Annotated in this window: 20 protein-coding genes; 12 read left to right on the forward strand and 8 right to left on the reverse strand. The window is 73.5% G+C overall.

What is annotated here, in order from left to right:
- The coding region (locus tag E1166_RS31105) for a hypothetical protein (protein WP_165944401.1) at nt 1-989 on the forward strand (989 nt) is incomplete at its 5' end.
- Between the two features lie 67 nt (nt 990-1,056).
- Here the strand turns inward: E1166_RS31105 and E1166_RS21305 are convergent.
- The gene (locus E1166_RS21305) at nt 1,057-1,371 is read right to left on the reverse strand and encodes an MGMT family protein (RefSeq protein ID WP_132267503.1); all 315 of its coding nucleotides are present in this window, start codon (nt 1,369-1,371) and stop codon (nt 1,057-1,059) included.
- 13 nt (nt 1,372-1,384) lie between these two features.
- Here E1166_RS21305 and proB point away from each other — a divergent pair, with 13 nt between their 5' ends.
- From proB to E1166_RS21345, 8 genes are all read left to right on the forward strand, one after another.
- Nucleotides 1,385-2,542, forward strand: a complete 1,158-nt coding sequence (gene proB, locus E1166_RS21310; protein ID WP_132341360.1) for a glutamate 5-kinase — start codon at nt 1,385-1,387, stop codon at nt 2,540-2,542.
- Nucleotides 2,543-2,553: 11 nt separating this feature from the next.
- Nucleotides 2,554-3,798 (forward strand): glutamate-5-semialdehyde dehydrogenase, encoded by a 1,245-nt coding sequence (locus E1166_RS21315; protein ID WP_132341362.1) that lies wholly within the window; start codon nt 2,554-2,556, stop codon nt 3,796-3,798.
- 85 nt (nt 3,799-3,883) lie between these two features.
- Nucleotides 3,884-4,285 carry a YbaB/EbfC family nucleoid-associated protein gene (locus E1166_RS21320; protein ID WP_132341364.1) on the forward strand — a complete coding sequence of 134 codons (402 nt, stop codon included), beginning with the start codon at nt 3,884-3,886 and terminating at the stop codon, nt 4,283-4,285.
- Between the two features lie 2 nt (nt 4,286-4,287).
- Nucleotides 4,288-4,611 (forward strand): PE domain-containing protein, encoded by a 324-nt coding sequence (locus tag E1166_RS21325; RefSeq protein WP_132341366.1) that lies wholly within the window; start codon nt 4,288-4,290, stop codon nt 4,609-4,611.
- A gap of 13 nt (nt 4,612-4,624) precedes the next feature.
- On the forward strand, nt 4,625-5,119 hold the full coding sequence (locus E1166_RS21330) for a hypothetical protein (RefSeq protein ID WP_132341368.1): 495 nt from the start codon (nt 4,625-4,627) through the stop codon (nt 5,117-5,119).
- Nucleotides 5,112-5,741 carry a hypothetical protein gene (locus E1166_RS21335; RefSeq protein ID WP_132341370.1) on the forward strand — a complete coding sequence of 210 codons (630 nt, stop codon included), beginning with the start codon at nt 5,112-5,114 and terminating at the stop codon, nt 5,739-5,741. The genes E1166_RS21330 and E1166_RS21335 overlap by 8 nt, the downstream gene beginning before the upstream one ends.
- A complete protein-coding gene (locus tag E1166_RS21340; protein ID WP_132341372.1) occupies nt 5,738-6,355 on the forward strand; it encodes a hypothetical protein in 618 nt (205 codons plus the stop codon). The genes E1166_RS21335 and E1166_RS21340 overlap by 4 nt, the downstream gene beginning before the upstream one ends.
- A gap of 29 nt (nt 6,356-6,384) precedes the next feature.
- Nucleotides 6,385-6,900 (forward strand): SUKH-4 family immunity protein, encoded by a 516-nt coding sequence (locus E1166_RS21345; RefSeq protein WP_132341374.1) that lies wholly within the window; start codon nt 6,385-6,387, stop codon nt 6,898-6,900.
- On the opposite strand, the gene E1166_RS21350 is transcribed toward E1166_RS21345, so the two are convergent.
- From E1166_RS21350 to E1166_RS21375, 6 genes are all read right to left on the reverse strand, one after another.
- Nucleotides 6,884-7,834 carry a prenyltransferase/squalene oxidase repeat-containing protein gene (locus tag E1166_RS21350; RefSeq protein ID WP_132341390.1) on the reverse strand — a complete coding sequence of 317 codons (951 nt, stop codon included), beginning with the start codon at nt 7,832-7,834 and terminating at the stop codon, nt 6,884-6,886. The genes E1166_RS21345 and E1166_RS21350 overlap by 17 nt on opposite strands.
- A gap of 145 nt (nt 7,835-7,979) precedes the next feature.
- Nucleotides 7,980-9,230 carry an adenylyltransferase/sulfurtransferase MoeZ gene (moeZ, locus tag E1166_RS21355; RefSeq protein ID WP_243710469.1) on the reverse strand — a complete coding sequence of 417 codons (1,251 nt, stop codon included), beginning with the start codon at nt 9,228-9,230 and terminating at the stop codon, nt 7,980-7,982.
- A 41-nt stretch (nt 9,231-9,271) separates the two neighbouring features.
- Nucleotides 9,272-10,057 carry a DUF3152 domain-containing protein gene (locus tag E1166_RS21360; RefSeq protein ID WP_243710468.1) on the reverse strand — a complete coding sequence of 262 codons (786 nt, stop codon included), beginning with the start codon at nt 10,055-10,057 and terminating at the stop codon, nt 9,272-9,274.
- 82 nt (nt 10,058-10,139) lie between these two features.
- On the reverse strand, nt 10,140-11,030 hold the full coding sequence (locus E1166_RS21365; protein WP_132341380.1) for a DUF3152 domain-containing protein: 891 nt from the start codon (nt 11,028-11,030) through the stop codon (nt 10,140-10,142).
- 5 nt (nt 11,031-11,035) lie between these two features.
- Entirely contained in the window at nt 11,036-12,010 is a 975-nt protein-coding gene (locus tag E1166_RS21370) for an alpha/beta hydrolase (protein ID WP_132341382.1), read from the reverse strand.
- 47 nt (nt 12,011-12,057) lie between these two features.
- Complete coding sequence (locus tag E1166_RS21375; protein WP_132341384.1) at nt 12,058-14,775, reverse strand: hypothetical protein; 2,718 nt, start codon at nt 14,773-14,775, stop codon at nt 12,058-12,060.
- 148 nt (nt 14,776-14,923) lie between these two features.
- Between E1166_RS21375 and E1166_RS21380 the strand changes: the two genes are divergently transcribed.
- A complete protein-coding gene (locus tag E1166_RS21380) occupies nt 14,924-15,562 on the forward strand; it encodes a TetR/AcrR family transcriptional regulator (protein WP_132269956.1) in 639 nt (212 codons plus the stop codon).
- Between the two features lie 65 nt (nt 15,563-15,627).
- Nucleotides 15,628-15,855 (forward strand): DUF3107 domain-containing protein, encoded by a 228-nt coding sequence (locus E1166_RS21385; protein ID WP_091198458.1) that lies wholly within the window; start codon nt 15,628-15,630, stop codon nt 15,853-15,855.
- A gap of 57 nt (nt 15,856-15,912) precedes the next feature.
- Here the strand turns inward: E1166_RS21385 and E1166_RS21390 are convergent, their stop codons facing one another.
- Nucleotides 15,913-16,560: a ferritin-like fold-containing protein gene (locus E1166_RS21390; RefSeq protein ID WP_132341386.1), complete on the reverse strand. Its 648-nt coding sequence runs from the start codon at nt 16,558-16,560 to the stop codon at nt 15,913-15,915.
- A 349-nt stretch (nt 16,561-16,909) separates the two neighbouring features.
- On the opposite strand from E1166_RS21390, the gene E1166_RS21395 reads away from it, so the two are divergent.
- Nucleotides 16,910-18,299, forward strand: a 1,390-nt coding sequence (locus tag E1166_RS21395; RefSeq protein ID WP_132341388.1) for a DEAD/DEAH box helicase, incomplete at its 3' end; no start/stop codon positions are given.

Genomic DNA, 18,299 nt, shown 5'->3' on the forward strand with positions numbered 1-18,299 from the left:
GCCCGGTCGACCCCACCCCGAGCCTGACCGCGGCGCCGACGCCGAGCCGGTCGACCCGCCCCACGCCGGCACCGTCGGCGAGCGGCACCAGCTCCACCCCGACCCCGCCGGACGGCCGGATCAACCGGTCGCAACTGCTCGCCATGCCGGTGACACTGCCGGCCTGGCGCGCGGGGCCGGGTTGCCCGACGGCCGGGGTTCGGCTCACCGGTGACGGCCGGGAGGGCACCAATCACCTGCTGGCGGTCGGTCACGGCGACGTCGACTCCGACGGGGCCACGGAGACGGTGGCGTTGGTGCGGTGCGCGTTGGGCACCGGCGGGCCGCAACAGGTGGTGGTCTTCGACCGGGACGCCGCCGGACGGGTGGTCACCCTCGGGCGGGTGGTGGCCAGCACCATCGACAAGCCGCAGTGGCTGATCGCGGTCGACGTGCGCGACGACGGCGTGGTCCGGGTGCAGGTCGGCGACATCCACCCGGGCGGGGGCTGGCCGGGCGAGTGGTCGCAGCGGCAGTGGCGGGGCTACCGCTGGGACGGGGACTCGTTCGGGCAGGTGTCCGGGCCGACCGCCTTCGGGCCGAACCGTCACCTCACGGACGTCGCGGTCACCGCCACCGACCTGGTGCTCACCGAGCAGCCCGACGGCTCCCGCACCGGCAGCATCGTCGTTCGGGTCCGCAACAGCGACGACCGGCCGTTGCCGTACGTGGCGCTGCGGCTGGACGTGCCGCCGGAGCTGCTCCCCGACGGGGAGAGCTGGGCGGCCTGCAACAACGGCCCGGGGACCACCGGCCGGCCGATCACCTGTGACCTGAGCCGCCTGGCGGCGGGCAAGGAGCGGGGGCTCACCCTGGGTTTCCGGGCCGCTCCCGGATCCCGTGTCGGCACGGGCACGGCCGAGGTGAACGTACAACCCATGGACGAGCGGTTCGACGTCCTGCCCGACGTCAACCACGAGGACAATACGGTCCGGATCGCCTACCGGTGACCGGTGGGGTGCGGGGTTCGCCCCCGCACCCCGCGTCGGTCGGGTCGCCGCTCCCGCCCCCCTGCGGTCACCCGCTGTCGGCCGGCGACCAGCTCGCCGCGGCCATGTCCACGCCGGCGGGCCGTAGCGGACAGCCTTCGGCGCGCAGCCGGGCCCGCGCCTGCACCTCGTGCCCCGGCGGCAGCCGGCCGGCGGAGTTCACCACCCGGTGCCAGGGCACCCCGCCCCCGTGCCGGGCCATGATCGCACCGACCAGCCGGGCCGAGGCCCGCCCCGAGCGCTCGGCGAGCGCGTCGGCGACCGCCCCGTACGACATCACCCGGCCCGGCGGGATCCGCTCGACCAGCGCGAGCACCGCCTCGACATACTCATCAGCCGTCACGAGCTGCCACGATATGGGAACCCACCGGGGCGCGGGAGAGCCGACAGCGCAGAATGGTCGGGTGCGCGCAGCAGTCATCCAGGCCCGACGGATCGTCGTCAAGATCGGTTCGTCCTCGCTGACCACCGCCGTCGGCGGGCTGGACGACGCCCGGGTCGAGGCCCTGGTGGACACCCTCGCCGCGCGCGCCGCCGCCGGGTGCGAGGTGGTGCTGGTCTCCTCCGGCGCGATCGCCGCCGGTCTGGCCCCGCTCCGGCTGGCCCGCCGTCCCCGTGACCTGGCCACCCAGCAGGCCGCCGCCAGCGTCGGGCAGGGCCTGCTGATCGGCCGGTACGCGGCCGGCTTCGCCCGGCACCGGCTCACCGTGGGGCAGGTGCTGCTCACCGTCGACGACGTGACCCGCCGGGCGCACTACCGCAACGCGTACCGGACCCTGCGCAAGCTGCTCGACCTGCGCGCCGTGCCGATCGTCAACGAGAACGACACGGTCGCCACCGAGGAGATCCGCTTCGGTGACAACGACCGGCTGGCCGCCCTGGTCGCCGCCCTGGTCGACGCCGACCTGCTGGTGCTGCTGTCGGACGTCGACGCGCTGTGGACCGGCGACCCGACCCAGCCGGGCAGTACCCGGATCAGCGAGGTGCACGGCGAGGGCGACCTGGCCGGCGTCGACGTCGGCGGGGCCGGCCGGGCCGGCGTCGGCACCGGCGGCATGGTCACCAAGGTGGAGGCGGCCCGGATCGCCACCGGCTTCGGCATCCCGGTCGTGCTGACCGCCGCGCCGCTGGCCGCCGGGGCGCTCGCCGGCGAACCGCTCGGCACGTTCTTCCACCCGAGCAGTCGCCGCCCCGCCGCCCGGCTGTTCTGGCTGGCCCACGCCACCGCCCCCCGGGGCCGGCTGCACCTCGACCCCGGTGCGGTGCAGGCCGTGGTGGGCCGACGCAAGTCGCTGCTGCCGGCCGGGATCACCGCCGTGGACGGCGCGTTCACCGCCGGCGACCCGGTGGACCTGGTGGACGCCGACGGCGCACCGGTGGCCCGGGGGCTGGTCAACTACGACGCGGTGGAACTGCCGGGGTTGCTCGGCCGCTCCACTGGAGAGCTCGCCGCGGCGCTCGGCCCGGCGTACGAACGGGAGGTCGTCCACCGCGACGACCTCGTGCTGCTGTGAGGAGTGCAGGCATGAGCGTCAGCGAGCAGGCCCACCGGGCCCGGAAGGCGGCGGGAGAACTGGCCGTCGCCACGCGTACCACCAAGGACGCCGCGCTGCACGCGATGGCCGACGCGCTGGTGGCGCGTACCCCGCAGATCCTGGCCGCGAACGCGACGGACCTGACAGCCGGGCGGGAGGCCGGGCTGAGCGCGGCCGTGCTGGACCGGCTCGCCCTCGACCCGGGCCGGGTGGCGGGCATCGCGGACGCGCTGCGCCAGATGGTGGCGCTGCCCGACCCGGTCGGCGAGGTGGTACGCGGCTCGACCCTGCCCAACGGCCTGGAGCTGCGCCAGATCCGGGTGCCGTTCGGGGTGGTCGGCATCATCTACGAGGCCCGCCCGAACGTCACCGTGGACGCCGCCGGCATCTGCCTGAAGTCCGGCAACGCCGCGCTGCTGCGCGGCTCCTCCTCGGCGGCGCACTCGAACGCCGCGCTGGTCGCGGTGCTGCGCGACGCGGTCGCCGGGGCCGGCCTGCCGGCGGACGCGGTGCAGTTGCTCGACGCCACCAGCCGCGACTCGGTCAAGGAGCTGATGCGGGCCCGTGGCCTGGTTGACGTGGTGATTCCGCGCGGTGGCGCGTCGTTGATCCGCACGGTGGTCGAGGAGTCGACGGTGCCGGTGATCGAGACGGGTGTCGGTAACTGCCACGTCTACGTGGACGCCGCCGCCGACCTGGCCAAGGCGGTGGCGGTCACCCTGAACGCCAAGACCCAGCGGTTGTCCACCTGCAACACCGCGGAGTCCCTGCTGGTGCACGCCGACGTGGCGGACGCCTTCTTGCCGCCGGTGCTGGCCGCGTTCGCCGAGGCCGGGGTCACCGTGCACGGCGACGACCGGGTGGCCGGGTACTCCGCCGCCGTCGTCCCGGCCACCGAGGAGGACTTCGCCACCGAGTACCTCTCGGCCGACATCTCCGTCGCCGTGGTCGACTCGTTGGATGCGGCGGTGGCGCACATCCGGCGGTACGGCACCGGCCACACCGAGGCGATCGTCACCGACTCCCAGCCGGCGGCCCGCGAGTTCGTGGCCAGGGTGGACGCGGCGGCGGTGATGGTGAACGCATCCACCCGGTTCACCGACGGCGGTGAGTTCGGTTTCGGCGCCGAGATCGGCATCTCCACGCAGAAGCTGCACGCCCGGGGCCCGATGGGCCTGCCGGAGCTGACCAGCACCAAGTACGTCGTCACCGGGGACGGTCACCTGCGAGGTTGAGCTCCGCTGTGGACTACGGCCGGCGGCGTCGCACCGGGTCGGTAGGCTGGGCACGGTGCGAGGCGGCCAGCTCTGGGGAGGCGGCATGCTGGGTGAGGACGCCCTGGAACAGCAACTGGCGCAGGCCCGGGCGGCCCTGCGGGAGACGCAGCGCGCCGTCGCCGCGCCGGAGCGGGTCGAGTCGGTGGCCGAGGCCGCTGATGGGCGGATCCGCCTCACCCTCGGTCCCGACGGGCGGTGCAGCGCGGTCGAGATCGACCCCCGGGTGTTGCGCGAGGGTTCGGACTATCTGGCCGAGGAGCTGCGCCGGGCGGTGAACGCGGCGCTCGACGGGCAGCCCGAGGCGGTTGCCGGCACCGAACCGATGCCCGACCTCGCCGCGATGACCGCCACTGTGGAACGCCTCCAGGACCAGGGCCTGCGGCAGATGCGGGAGATCAGCCTCGCGATCAGCGAGACCATGCGCAAGCTCCAGCAGCGGAGCTGATCGTGGAGCCCCTCGACGTCGACGTCGACGCACTGACCCGCGGCGCGGAGCAGCTCGCCGAGGCGAAGGAAAGCGTCCGGCAGACCTTCGAGTCGTTCCAGGCAGCGGTCGGCGGGTACGAGCACGCCTTCGGCGGTGACGAGATCGGCATGCTGCTGGGCGTCGCCCACCAGGCGTGCGTGGAGGCGCTGGCCGAGTGCCTGAGCACCAACATCACCGAGCTGGAGAGCTACGCCGAGGGCCTGCGCGGGATGGCGGAGAGCTACCGGGCGGTGGAGGATGGCGTCACCGGCGCTCTCCGGTCGATCCTCGACAAGCTGGGTTGAGGGAGGAGCTGGCGTGGGTCTGACGTTGCCGGGGGAGCTTGCCTCGCTGCTCTCGATGCTCGGGTACGACTGGCCCGAGTCCGACGAGACGGCGCTGTTCCGGCTGGCTGGCGAGTGGACCGGCATGGCGGGCCGGATCAACGGTTCGGTCGCCCAGTTGGAGTCGGCGGCGCGGACGGTACTGGACACCAACCGGGGAGAGAGCTTCAGCGCGTTCGCCGGCGAGTGGAATGACAGGGAGTCGGCCGTCCGGAACATCGCCGACGCCGCCAATCCGGCGAACGTCATCGCGATCGGGCTGATGGCCGCCGCGGGCGTGGTGCTGGCCCTCAAGATCAACGTGATCATCCAGCTCGTCGTGCTGGCGATCCAGATCGCACAGGCGATCGCCACGGCGGTGGCCACCTTCGGGGCGTCCCTGCTCCAGATCCCCATCTTCAAGATGATCACCGGGCTGATCATCGACCAGCTCATCGGCATGGCTGTGAACACGGTGCTGAATGGCTAGGAAGCGGACCACCCCACCCCGGCAGACCCAGGCCAGAGGCGCCAAGATCCTCTCGGCGTACCTGGAGAACGCCGACGTGTTCCGCACCGCCAAGACCAACGGCACCACCCCGCGGGGCCCGGCCGTGCTGGTGTTGAGAAACCGGCCCGACTTCGACAAGAAGGACTTCGACCGGAAGGCCAGGGACCTGGTCCGGCTCGGCCAGCAGGGGCGGTTGAGCAAGGCGAAGTCGGACCGGACGGCCAACAACGTCTACCACCAGGGGGGCCGGGGAACCAAGCCGGGCACCCGGACCCGCACCAACGTCTTCCGGGACCGGGTGACGCGCCGGCTGACCAGGAACAGGCGGCTGACCCAGGAGCACGGCACCCGGGAGACCAACCAGTACCTGGCCAACAAGGAACTCGTCGAACGCCTCTACGGCGGCCGAGGGCCGATCCGGGCCCGAGGCGAAGGGCTGGACCCGGACCACATCCACGAGCTACAACTCGACGGAGCGGACACATACGCTAACCTCAGGCTGATGGACGCCTGGACCAACCGTGAGCTCGGCCGCGAGATCTCCCTGGCGTTGCGCGACGTCCCCGAGGGCACCCCGGTCATCGTGAGGGTCCTGCCATGACCCGGCCCGACCCGGCCGTCCTCGCCCGGATCGCCGAGAAGCTGGAACTGCTCACCCGGGTGGAGGCCGAGCACGGCTTCGGTGTGCGCGTCGAAGGGCCGGCACCGTTGGAGCCGATCCCCGACCTGCCCGGCGTCGCCGAGGTCTACAGCCTGTTCCGGCGCTTGGAGGGCGACAACTTCCGGTTCCACGCGCCCAAGGAGATCCTCACCCCGCAGACCTGGGAGGAGGACGAGGTCAACCCGGACGACCCGATGGGCAGCCCACTCATCGTCGGCTACGAGATGGACAGCGTCCCCCCTGGCCTCCGGGCCGAGATCCGCGGTGGCGACCCGATCTACCTCGACCGGGAAGACCTGGACGTGTACTACATGGAGTCCAGCGCCTACGTCTACCAGTACGAGCACCCCGACGAGGACGTCGAGTTCACCGTCATCGCCCCCGACGTCGCCACCTTTTTCGACGAGCACGTGCTCGGCCCTCGCTATCCGGAGCTGGTCGCCGTCGTCCTCGGTCCCGCCGCTGCCGAGCAGCGGCTGCGCAAGGGCCGCCATGCCGGCGAGTACGCCGACAACTGGCGGCGGCTGCTGATCGCCGCCGGCCTGTCCTCCTGACCCACCCGCCGACCCCGCGAAGGACCGTCATGGCCGCTGATCCCCGGTTCACCGCGCTGTGGAACTCCGACGAACTCATCCCGTACCCGCGCGAGGCGTGGCTGGAGGGGGGTTTCGGCCCCGACATGCTCCCCGAGGGCGACGAGATCCCGCTCGACGTGGCGGTGGTGTTCACCGCGTTCCTCGAAGGCGACATCGAGCTGTACGACACCATCCAGCTGACCACCGAGGACGGCTCGCTGGACATCCGGCTGATCGTGGTCGGCGCGGTGGCCGACAACACCGACCTGCTCTACGTGCTCGACCCCCGCACCGGGGAGATCCTCCAGTTCGACCTGGCGCAGCAGGACGTCCAGCCGGTGAACACCAACTTCCGCACCTTCGTCGAGTTCCTCTACCAGTTCGCGCTCTTCGTCGAGGCCGACGAGGGCAAGCCGGGCCGGGCCGAACGGGCGGAACAGCTGCGTACGGTGTTGGAGAGCATCGACCCGGCCGCGTTCGCCCCCGACGGCTGGTGGCCGCTGGTGATCAGCCAGCTGAAGTGATCACCGGTCGGCCCGCCCGGATCGCGGTCAGGGTGGTGTGCACGTCGAACTGGTGCCCGTCGTCGCTGTCCCAGCCGCCGTCGCTGCGCTGGGTCTCGGCGAGCCGCCGACGGGCGGAAACCAGCAGCCACTGTTCCTGGTCCACCTCGACCCGGCGCAGGGTCGCAACCAGCCAGGCCACGTCGGCCGGGGACATCGTCGGCACCCGCTCGGCCAGCACCGCCTGGATCCGGGCCGACTCGTCGTACATCGCCTGCCGGTGCAGGACCGCCGCGCTGAGCCAGCCGGCGGGCAGGAACGAGGGCCAACTGCCGTCCGGGGCCAGCCGCGCGGCCAGCGCGTGCGCCGCCGCCTGCACCACCCCGGCGTACGCCCCGCCGACCCGGTGGTCGAGCGGGCCGGCGGCCCGGGCGTCGAGCCCGGCCACGGTCAGCCAGAACCCGGCGTACGCGGTGAGGTAGAGGTGAGCCTCGGGGTCACCCGGGCGAGCCCACTCCGGGGCGACCCCGGCCAGCCTCGGGTCCTCGTCCCATCCGCCGTCGGCCAGTTGCCGCGCGGCCAGCCAGTCGAGCGCGTGCCGGGCGGCCGGGCGGTTGAGCGCACCCAGGTCGTCCAGTTCGGCCAGGCGGAAACAGGTCGCGTCGACCGAGGAGACCTCGCCGCCGAGAATGGCAGGCCACCCGCCGTCGGGCGACTGCCCCGCCTCGGCCGCGTCGAGCAGTTCGGCGGGGACCGGCGCGCCGGTGCGCAGCCGGGAGAGTCGCGCCCGGTCCACCGCGTCCCCGTGCGCCACGACGAACCCGACCGCCGCCTCCAGATCCATCACGACAGAGACGCTACCTGCGAAAACGCGCGTCCGCCTCCGGCGGACGGCCCGCTTGCCCGTCCGCCGGCCGGCTACCGGCGCGACCCTGGCGTGCCCGTCGACGAGCATGGCGTTTGGCAATGCCCCGTCACGGTGGGGGGTTGTGCCGGCTGATCAGCACTACTGTCACCGTCCGTGGCCGCATCGCCGTCGGCCCGGGCCGGTCGGCAGAGCCGGCCGGCCCGGGGGCAGAGCCGGTCCCGGGGCCGCTCGGTCAGTACGCGGGCAGCGAGGGGTCGATCTGCTTGATCCAGGAGAGCACGCCGCCCTGGACGTGCACGGCGTCGGAGAACCCGGCCGCCTTGAGCGCGGCGAGCGCCTCGGCGGAACGCACCCCGGACTTGCAGTGCAGCACGATCTGCCGGTCCTGGGGGAACTTCGCCAACGCCTCACCGGAGAGGATCTCGCCCTTGGGAATCAGGGTGGCTCCGGGGATCCGGACGATCTCGTACTCGGCGGGCTCACGAACGTCGACCAGGAAGACGTCCTTCCCGGCGTCCTGCCACTCCTTGAGCTCGGTGGCGGTGATGGTGGAGTTGACGACCGCCTCCTGCGCCTCCTCGGACACCGCGCCGCAGAAGTCCTCGTAGTCCTCCAGCAGGTCGGTGACCGTGCGGTTCTCGCCGCAGAGCACGCAGTTCGGATCCTTGCGGACCTTGATCTTGCGGTAGGTCATCTCCAGGGCGTCGTAGACCATCAGCCGGCCGACCAGCGGCTCACCGATTCCGGTGAGCAGCTTGATCGCCTCGTTGACCTGGATCGAGCCGATCGACGCGCAGAGCACGCCGAGCACGCCGCCCTCGGCGCAGGAGGGCACCATGCCGGGCGGCGGGGGCTCCGGGTAGAGGCAGCGGTAGCAGGGGCCGTGCTCGGCCCAGAAGACCGACGCCTGGCCGTCGAAACGGTAGATCGAGCCCCACACGTACGGCTTGCCGAGCAGCACCGCCGCGTCGTTGACCATGTAGCGGGTGGCGAAGTTGTCGGTGCCGTCGACGATCAGGTCGTAGCGGGAGAAGATGTCCCGGACATTGTCCCGGTCCAGCGCGGTGTTGTGGATCTCGACCGTGACCAGCGGGTTGATCTCCCGGATCGACGCGGCGGCGGACTCGGCCTTGGCACGGCCGATGTCGGAGACACCGTGGATGATCTGGCGCTGGAGGTTGGACTCGTCGACGGTGTCGAAGTCGATGATGCCCAGCGTCCCGACTCCGGCGGCGGCCAGGTACATCAGGGCCGGCGAGCCGAGACCGCCGGCGCCGACGCAGAGCACCCGGGCGTTCTTCAGCCGCTTCTGCCCCTCCACCCCGACGTCCGGAATGATCAGGTGGCGCGAGTAGCGGCGGATCTCGTCAACGGTCAGCTCGGCGGCGGGTTCGACGAGCGGGGGCAGCGACACGGTGGACTCCCCGGGATCGGCTGGTGGCGAACCGGCCCATTGTCGCTCGCTGCACCGGCGATCGGCCATGAGCAGGGACACGCCGCCCGACATGCGGGAGCGGGAATAAGTCAGACCCCGTCGGTCGGCGCACCATCGTATCGACGCCCGCCGACGTACGGCCAGGCGTTCGCGACGCAGCCTTTCAGGCCGTACGTCTGCTGCTGCATCACCGGTGCCGGCTCCCCCGGGCCCGGGCAGGCCTGGTGCCGCTCGCCGAACTCGTGCCCGACCTCGTGGTTGACCACGTACGCCCGGTAGGTCTCCAACGAGGCACCGTAGTCCGGCACGGCCTCCATCCACCGGGCCAGGTTGATGATCACCTGGCCGGGCAGCCGACACGAGGTGTACCGCTCGGTGCGCAACCCACCCACCGCGCACATCCGCTCGGAGGTGGCCGGAGTGGCGAGGAAGACGGTGAAGTCGACCTCGCCGGCCTCGGGCACCCGCTGCACCCGCAGCTCGCCCGAGCCGATCCAGCTGCGCGGGTCGCCGAGCACCTCGTCCACGGCGGCGGCGAAGGCGTCGACGTCCTGGCCGCTGCCCTGCTCCACGGCGACCCGGTACCGGCGCAGCGGGCCGTCGTGACCCCGCACCCGCGAGCGACCACCGGCGACGTCGAACCGCCCGGGGCCGCCGGTCGGGTAGCCGGCGGAAGGCGTGGGCCGCTCGCCCGCACCCAGCCCGTACCCGGTCGGCGCGGCGGCGGGCGCGACGGTCGGCGGCGGGCCTGGACGGGGCGTGGTCACCGTGGCGACCGTCGCGCCGACCGCCACCAGGACACCCAGGGCGACACGGCCACGTCTCGGGCGGTGCCGGAGCCGGTCGGCGGCGCGGCGGAAGGGGAAAGCGTCCACCTCGCCAGCATCCCAGACCAATCGGGCATACACCTGCTTTTACCGCAGTTATCGCGAAGATGTTTCACTGGCACGTACCGGCTCAGAGCGCCCGTCCCCGGTACCGTTTTCCGTCCAGGTACGGCCACGGGTTGGCCGTGCAGCCGTCCAGAAAGAGCGTCTGCTGCTGCATCACCGGAGCCGGCCGACCCCGGCCGGGGCAGCGTTCGTGGCCGTGGCCGAGCTGGTGTCCCACCTCGTGGTTGACCACGTAGAGGCGGTAGAGGGACAACGGCACGCCGCCCCGCACGAAATGCGGCACCGACCGCTGCCACCGCTCCAGATTGACGATCACCTTTCCCGGCGCCCGGCAGGACGTGTAGGGCCGGCCACCCACCCGGATGTTCACGCCCCCGGCCAGACACATCCGCCCGGCCGTCGTCGCGGTCGCCAGGTAGACCGTGAAGTCGACGGACTCGCCGGAAGGCACCCGGCGCAACCGCAGCTCACCCGAGTCCACCCAGCTACCCGGGCCGGTCAGCGCGGCCTGCACCTGGTCGGAGAAGTCCCGCACGTCCACACCGGAACCGTGCTCCACCGCCACCCGGTACCGCTGCACCCGACCGGCCCGCCCCAGCGTCGGCCCCGGCCGGTCGTCGTACCCGAAACTGCCCTTCCCGCTGGCCGGCACCGGACCCGCGACCTGGAGCACCGGGGCGGGGTCGGACGCGGCGGTCGACGGGGTGACAGGCTGCGACGACACCGGCACCAGCGACGCGTCCACCCCCTCCGGGGTCGGTGCCGCCGCCCCCGCGGCGAGCGGCGCGCGGCCCGGATCCGGGTCGGCACCGCCGGCCGAGAGCGCGCCCCCGGCTCCGGCGGCGACCGCGAGCGCGGCGACCAGCAGCACCGTCCACCGGGGACGTACGGCGAGCGAACGGGCACGGTGCACCGCAGGCGGACGCCGGTGGCGGCGCGAGAGGATCTCGACCATCCCGCTCAGCCTGCCATGCCCGGCCCCTTCCCACCCTCCCTGACCTCCGCGAGCAGGTGCAGAACCGCGCGGGCCACCGTGCGCGGCACCTCCATCTGGGCCACGTGCCCGACCCCGGCCAGCATCATCAGCCGGCTGTCCGGGATCACCCGGGCCGCCTGCGGTGCCACCCGGACGTCCACCAGCCGGTCCTGCATTCCCCCGATCACCAGGGTGGGTGCCTGGATCGACGCGGCTATCCGCCACATCGAACCCGGACCCGGCAGGTACGACCGCACGAAGCAGGAAACCAGACCCCGGAACGTACGCACGTACGCGGCAGCGTAGTGGCTGGCCTCGTACCGCACCCGGATCTCCTCCAGCGCCTCCTGCCGACGCTGCTCGCTGATCCGGCTCAGGTCGGCCACGCACGCCTCCATCGCCTGCCGGGCCATCACCTCGGGAGCGATCTGGGCCAGCCGCCACGCCGCCAGCCGCTCACCGCGCGGAATCGCCAACAACGGCAGCATCCGACCCTGCACCGAGCGGTGGAACCCGAGGAACGGCAGCGCCGGGGAGACCAGGGTGAGGGTCCGCACCAGATCCGGACGCAGCCCCGCCACCCGCACCGCGATCGCCCCACCCAGCGAGTTGCCGAACAGGTGCACCGGACCCCGCCCGGAGTGTTCGATCCAGCGCACCACCCGCTCGGCGAACGCCGGAATCGTGTAACTGCGCCCCGGCTCACTGCGCCCGAAGCCCGGCAGGTCGATCGCCTGGCCGTCGAGCCGGCCGGCGAGCAGTCCGGCCAGGTCCGTCCAGTTCTGCGACGAGCCGCCCAGCCCGTGCACGTACAACGCCGGCTCGGCGTCCGGACCGGTGGCCGGCGTCTCCCGCACGTAGGTGACGGTGCCGTCGAGGCGCACCTCCCGGCCGGGCCAGGGCGGCGGGACGTCGTGCGGGGGCAACAAATTCTCGGGCCAGAGGGCGGCGCGCTTCATGCCTGGCAGTCTGCTCCTCGATAGCTGCACCGACACCACCACCGACCTCAGGCCAGCAGTGCCTCCAACCGACGGTTCACCGCGGCCAGCGTGGCCCGCACCACCGCCTGCCGCGGGTCACCAGCCACCAGCGCCGAACCGGCGAGTTGCTCGACCCAACCGTCGCAGACCAGCAGCACCACCACCGTGGCGACCTCGCAACTGCCGAAAGGCACCACCGCCGCGTGTTCGACGAAGCACCGCCCCCGCTCGCCCGCGCCGTCAGCGCCGCGTAGCAGGCGGTCCACCGCCGCCGCGGCGGCCACCGCGCAGAGCCGCAGGACGTACCCGTCCACCGCCGGCCCACTGGCGTGCCCGGCGGCGGTGTCCTCGCCGGCGAGCAGGCGCACCTCGACGGTGGCGTCCAGGCCGAAGGTGCTGACCTGGACGTGGTCGATCACCACCCGGGGGCCCGGCACATCGCCGACCTCCAGCGGGCGGGAGGGCGCGGTCTCCGTCGTGGTCATCTGCCCGCCCGAGTACGACGTGCCGAGCGTCACCGGGCTGCCGGCTGCCCCCGCCGGCTCCTCCACGCTCGCCCGACCCCGGTGCACGGGGGCCCGTCGGCGGCGGGACACCCCCGCGGCCGGGTCGGGCTCGTCCGCCCGGTCGCTTCCGGCGGGCTGCCCATCCGCAGCCAAGCCGCTGCGGACGGGCGGCCGGTCGACCCCGTCCGCTGGCACGGACAGCCGATCGGCACCGTCCATCGGCGCGGACAGCCGCGACCGGCCGGCCGGCGCCGACCCCGGCTCCGGCGGCCGGAGGCCAGCCTCGCGGACGGCGCCGGAGTCCGCAGGTGGGCGGTTCTCCAGCAGCGGCGGGGCGGCCTCGGGGGCGTCGGCCACCGGTCGACCCGACCGACGTCGCGTCGGCGCCGGGGCGGGCACCCCGGGCAGGTTCTGCGGGGCAGCGGCCAGCCCCATCCGCTCCTGGAGCAGACGGGCCACCATCCGGCTCACCTCGGCCGCGTCCGCCCCGTCAGCGAGGTCCAGCCGGAGGCTGTGCGCGCCGGCCGTGGTACGGCGCAGCGTGGCGTCCCGCACCCCCGCCACCTCGCGTACGGCGTCCAGGATGGCGTCGACGTCGAAGCCCTCCGGCCGCTCGCGCGGCGGAGCGGGCTCGTCGTCGCGGCGCAGGTGGGTGGCGATACGGGCGAGTTCCGGGGTCTCGGCTGGTGGATCCACGGCTGGCGGCTCCGGGACGACGGGCACGTCCGGTTCGGCGGGGACGCGCTGCGGCAGTACCGCCGCGCCCGGCGCTTCGTCCGTCGGGACCGGATCGGCCACGGAGACGGGGTCGGGGGCGGAACGGCGGGCCGCGTAGGGTGGCGCGCTCGTCGGGACGGGCGCGGGAGACGGGGGTTCGAGGCGGCGCGGCCCGCTCGTGGCGATGGTCGTCGCGGCGCCGGGACCGGCAGGTGCCGGCGGGTGGGCGGGCAGGTCCGCCCCGAGGCTGGGTTGCACGGGGACGGACCGGAGGTGGACCGGCCGGCCGGCCCGCTCGGCGGGGGCCTCGGCAGGCGGCTCCTGCACGTCGGCGGGCGGGCCGCTGGCAGGCGCGTCGGCGGGCGGCGCGCTGCGCGGCAGCGCCCCGGCGGGCGCTGGGACGGACGGATCGGCCCAGGACGGCCGGTCGGTGAGGCGGCCAGCCGGCTCCGGCGCGGGCTTCGACTCCGGCGCGGAGCGGGTGACCTCGTACGGGCGGGGCACCTCGGCACGCACCGGCTCGTACGGGCGGGGTGGCTCGGCACGCACCGGCTCGTACGGGCGAGCCGGCTCGGCACGCACCGGCTCGTACGGGCGAGCCGGCTCGGCCGACCACTCCATGGACCGCTCGCGGCGGGGGCGGCGACCGGGCGGCGGCTCCTCTTCCTCGCGAGCCCACGACGGCGCCCAGCCCCCGCCCCAACTGGGACGGTTCCAGCTCGGACCGGACCAGTCCGGCTCGTCGGCGCCGCGGCGGGCGGCGGACGGATCGGCGGCCCGCTCCTCCTCGACGGGCTCGGGCGGCAAGCGGGCGGCCCAGGACGGCGGCTCGGCGGCGGACGCGCCGGCCTCGGCGCGGCTCGCCCAGGACGGCGGCTCGGCGGTCGGCCCGGCGGCCTCGACGCGATCCGCCCCTTGGACGTGGGAACCGTGCGGCACCTCGAAGCCGGACGCGGCGGTGCCCACCGGCGGCACCTGCGCGGCCGGTGGCGCCGAGGAGGGCAGGTTCCCCTCCGACCACCGGCCGGACCGGGACGGTTCGTCGGAGGAGTGCCGGGCCGCACCGGCGTCCGGGTCGGCCGGCCGCTCGGTCTCCGGCGCGGACCGCTGGATCGGCACGGCGAGCCGGGCGTCGGCGTCGTGGCGGACGTCGGGCGCGGACCAGGCGGTGGGCGGGGCGCTGACCGGGGCCGCGCGGCCGGCCGGGGCCTCCTCGCCCGGATGACTCATGCCGTTGACCCGGGACCGCCCGTTGCGGGGGGCCGACCCGTCGTCCGACCGCGGGTCGGGCAGCGGCGCGGGCAGGTCGCCGTAGCTCGGGGAGGAGGCGCTCCATCCGGTCGGCTCGGACCGGTGCCAGGGCGGGAGCGCCTCGCGGTACGCCGGGGTGTCCGCCCCGCCGGACCACCCGGTTCCCGCAGGTGCCCACCCGCTGCCGGAGCGGGCGGGATCGTCCTGCCGACCCGTTCCGTCACCGTGTTCTCCCGGGGTGGCGGCACCGGGTTGCCCTGATTCACTCACCGCGCGCTCCTTGGTCGCCCCCGCTGAGGCTACCGTGTGGTGACAGTGGCGATAAGTTACGGCGGCGGGCCAATTCCGGGACGGGGCGATACCCAGGACCGGTACGAGGTGAAAGTGCCGGCTCGTACGGAGAAACTCGGAGGTTCCCATGACCGCTGTGGGGAACGGTGCGCACACCGCCGGCCGGCCCACCCGCCTGCCCCGCTCGGCCCGCCGCAAGCAGCTGCTCGCGGCGGCGCAGGAGGTGTTCGTGGCCCAGGGCTACCACGCCGCTGCGATGGACGACATCGCCGAGCGGGCGGGGGTTTCGAAGCCGGTGCTCTACCAGCACTTCCCGGGCAAGATGGAGCTGTACCTGGCGCTGCTGGACACGCACTGTGACGCCATCGTCGCGAAGGTGCGCGACGCGATGGCCGGGACCAACGACAACAAGGAGCGGGTCAGCGCGTCGGTGCGGGCCTACTTCGACTTCGTCGACCACGAGAGCGAGGCGTTCCGGCTCGTCTTCGAGTCGGACCTGCGCAACGATCCGGCGGTCCGGCAGCGGGTGGAGCGGGTCGAGCAGGGCTGCATCGCGGCGATAACCGACACCATCATCTCGGACACCGGGGTCAGCCGGGCACACGCGGAGCTGCTCGCCTCCGGCCTGGTCGGCGCGGCCGAGACGGCCGCCCAGTTCTGGCTGGCCGGCGGCCGGCAGGTGCCCAAGGCGGAGGCGGAGGCGCTGGTGGCCGCGCTGTCCTGGCGGGGGATAGCGAGCTTCCCGCTGCAAGGTGAGTCAGCCTGAACATCCGGCCCCGAGATCGGATAGCCTTCCCAACGGCGGCTCTTTCGCCCACCTGAGGAGGCACAGTGGAGGTCAAGATCGGCGTGCAGTACGCGCCGCGCGAGCTGGTTCTGGAGAGCGCGCAGTCGCCGGCCGAGATCGAGCGGATCGTGACCGACGCCGTCGCCAAGGGCGAGGGCACCCTCTCCCTGACCGACGAGAAGGGCCGGCGGATCATCGTGCCGGTCGGCAAGGTCGCCTACGTCGAGATCGCCGAGGCGTCGCCCCGCGCGGTCGGTTTCACCGTCCGCTGACCCCGGTCCGGGTTCCCGCGACGGCGTGCGCCGTCGCGGGCCGGCCCGCAGGGGCCGTCAGTTGTTGAGGCCGGCGGCGGTCATCCGCGCGGTGTGGTTGGCGGTGAGCTTGCCGAACAGCGCCGGCGCGTCCATCCCGTCCTGTCCGATCAGGGCGGTCAGCGCCCCCCGGTCCGCCGCGGCGACCCGCCCGGCCTGGGAGAGCGCCTCCCCGACCAGCCGCCGGGCCCACATGGAGAGCCGGTTGGCCACCCGTGGATCGGCCTCGATCGCGGCTCGGATCTCGGCCACCGCGAACTCGGCGTACCGGGTGTCGTGCAGCACGTCCCGCAGCAGCTGCCGGTACGGCTCGTCGAGCCGGTCGGCCATCTCGCCGAGGAAGTCGTCGGTGATCCCGTCGCCGACGTACGCCTTGGTGACCGCCTCCAGCCAGTCCTTCGGCTCGGTCGAGTCGTGGTACGCCTGCAACGCCCCGGCGTACGGCGCCATCGCCTCCTCGGGGGCGGCGCCGAGCGCGGTGAGCCAGTCGGCGAGCCGCCGGTAGTTGCCGATCTCCGCTGCCGCCATCTCGCTGAGGGCGGCCCGGCGGCGCAGGTCGGGGGCGAGTCGCGCGTCGGCGGCCATCCGGTCGAAGGCGAGCAGTTCGCCGTAGGCGACCAGGCCGATCAGGTCGACCACGGCCTCGGGAGTCGTCGGCGCGGGCACGAGCGCAGGGTACCGCCCGACGCCGACGACCGAGTTTTCAGTGACTCAGGTCACATTTCGCCACCCCCCGTGGGACGCTCTCGCCCGGCCCAGGGGCGGAGATCCGCCGCTCAGGTAGGATGAAGTGGTTGCCGTGGGCGCCGACCAGATCAGAGCCAGATCCGATCAGAGCCAGATCCGGTCAGATCAGATCCGATCAAGGCCCGGACTGATCGAAAACTGACCCACGGCGCGCGTGCGGCCCGGTCCGGCTCGGCGATTCCGCCCCCGACCGCGTGGCCCGCGCCATACCGAATCGCGCCCTGAGGACAAGACGGGGCGCACCACGAGAGGGCACCCCCAGATCCAGATGAGCGAACAGATCTTCGACACGACAGGGGGCCAGGAACTGGCCCCGACCGCCCCGGTCCGCCCGGAGGCACCCACCTTCGCCGCGCTCGGCGCGCGGCCCGAAACCGTCGAGGCGCTGGCCGCGGCGGGCATCACCCGCGCCTTCGCCATTCAGGAGTACGCGCTCCCGATCGCGCTGCGCGGCAGCGACCTGATCGGCCAGGCACCGACCGGCACCGGCAAGACCCTCGGCTTCGGGGTACCGCTGCTGGAGCGGGTCTTCGCCCCGGACGAGGGCGGCGACGGCGTGCCGCAGGCACTGGTCGTGGTTCCTACCCGCGAGTTGGGCATCCAGGTCGCCAAGGACCTCGCCGCCGCAGGCCGGACCCGGGGCGTGCGGGTGCTGCCGATCTACGGCGGTGTCGCGTACGAGCCGCAGATCGAGGCACTGCGCAAGGGCGTGGAGATCCTGGTCGGCACGCCGGGCCGACTGATGGATCTGCAGAAGCAGAAGCACCTGCGACTGGACCGGGTTCGCGCGCTGGTCCTCGACGAGGCCGACCGGATGCTCGACCTCGGTTTCCTCGACGACGTCGAGAAGATCCTGGCGATGCTGCCGGAGGATCGGCAGACCATGCTCTTCTCGGCCACCATGCCGGACCCGATCGTCGCCCTGTCCCGGCGCTTCCTGCGCCACCCGGTGACCATCCACGCCGGCCACACCGCCGAGACCGGGCCGTCGCCGCTGACCCGGCAGTTGGCGTACCGCACCCACTCGATGAACAAGAGCGAGATCGTGGCGCGGATCCTCCAGGCGGAGGGGCGTGGCCTCACCATGATCTTCACCCGGACCAAGCGCGCCGCCGACCGGCTCGCCGAGGACCTGGACTTCCGTGGCTTCGCGGTCGCCGCGGTCCACGGTGACCTCGGGCAGGGCGCCCGCGAACGGGCGCTGCGGGCGTTCCGCGCCGGCAAGATCGACACGCTGGTCGCCACCGACGTCGCCGCCCGCGGCATCGACGTCAGCGGCGTCACCCACGTCATCAACTACGACTGCCCCGAGGACCAGGACACCTACACCCACCGCATCGGCCGGACCGGTCGGGCGGGGGCGACCGGCGTCGCGGTGACCTTCGTCGACTGGGACGACGCGCCTCGCTGGCGGATCATCGACAAGACGCTCGGCCTGGAGATGCCCGAGCCGCCCGAGACGTACCACACCTCGCCGCACCTCTACACCGACCTCGACATCCCCACCGACGTCACCGGCACCCTGCCGACCGCGGAGCGGACCCGCGCCGGGCTAGCCGCCGAGGTCGAGGAGGACCTGGGCGGCCGGTCGCGTCGCGGTGAGGGCGGCCGGGGCTCCCGGCACGGCGAGGGCCGGAGCGAGGGCCGGGGTCGGGGCG

Origin of the sequence: Micromonospora sp. KC213 (assembly GCF_004348325.1) — a bacterium.
In the GTDB taxonomy this organism is placed as follows: domain Bacteria; phylum Actinomycetota; class Actinomycetes; order Mycobacteriales; family Micromonosporaceae; genus Micromonospora.

Excerpts from the sequence above, each read along its gene's own strand:
- moeZ (WP_243710469.1), bottom strand. The coding sequence starts at position 9,230 with ATGGCCGATCGCCGGTGCAGCGAGCGACAATGGGCCGGTTCGCCACCA.
- E1166_RS21350 (WP_132341390.1), bottom strand. The coding sequence starts at position 7,834 with ATGCTCGTCGACGGGCACGCCAGGGTCGCGCCGGTAGCCGGCCGGCGG.
- E1166_RS21345 (WP_132341374.1), top strand. The coding sequence starts at position 6,385 with ATGGCCGCTGATCCCCGGTTCACCGCGCTGTGGAACTCCGACGAACTC.
- E1166_RS21315 (WP_132341362.1), top strand. The coding sequence starts at position 2,554 with ATGAGCGTCAGCGAGCAGGCCCACCGGGCCCGGAAGGCGGCGGGAGAA.
- E1166_RS21370 (WP_132341382.1), bottom strand. The coding sequence starts at position 12,010 with ATGAAGCGCGCCGCCCTCTGGCCCGAGAATTTGTTGCCCCCGCACGAC.
- E1166_RS21380 (WP_132269956.1), top strand. The coding sequence starts at position 14,924 with ATGACCGCTGTGGGGAACGGTGCGCACACCGCCGGCCGGCCCACCCGC.
- E1166_RS21335 (WP_132341370.1), top strand. The coding sequence starts at position 5,112 with ATGGCTAGGAAGCGGACCACCCCACCCCGGCAGACCCAGGCCAGAGGC.
- E1166_RS21340 (WP_132341372.1), top strand. The coding sequence starts at position 5,738 with ATGACCCGGCCCGACCCGGCCGTCCTCGCCCGGATCGCCGAGAAGCTG.
- E1166_RS21365 (WP_132341380.1), bottom strand. The coding sequence starts at position 11,030 with ATGGTCGAGATCCTCTCGCGCCGCCACCGGCGTCCGCCTGCGGTGCAC.
- E1166_RS21320 (WP_132341364.1), top strand. The coding sequence starts at position 3,884 with ATGCTGGGTGAGGACGCCCTGGAACAGCAACTGGCGCAGGCCCGGGCG.
- proB (WP_132341360.1), top strand. The coding sequence starts at position 1,385 with ATGGGAACCCACCGGGGCGCGGGAGAGCCGACAGCGCAGAATGGTCGG.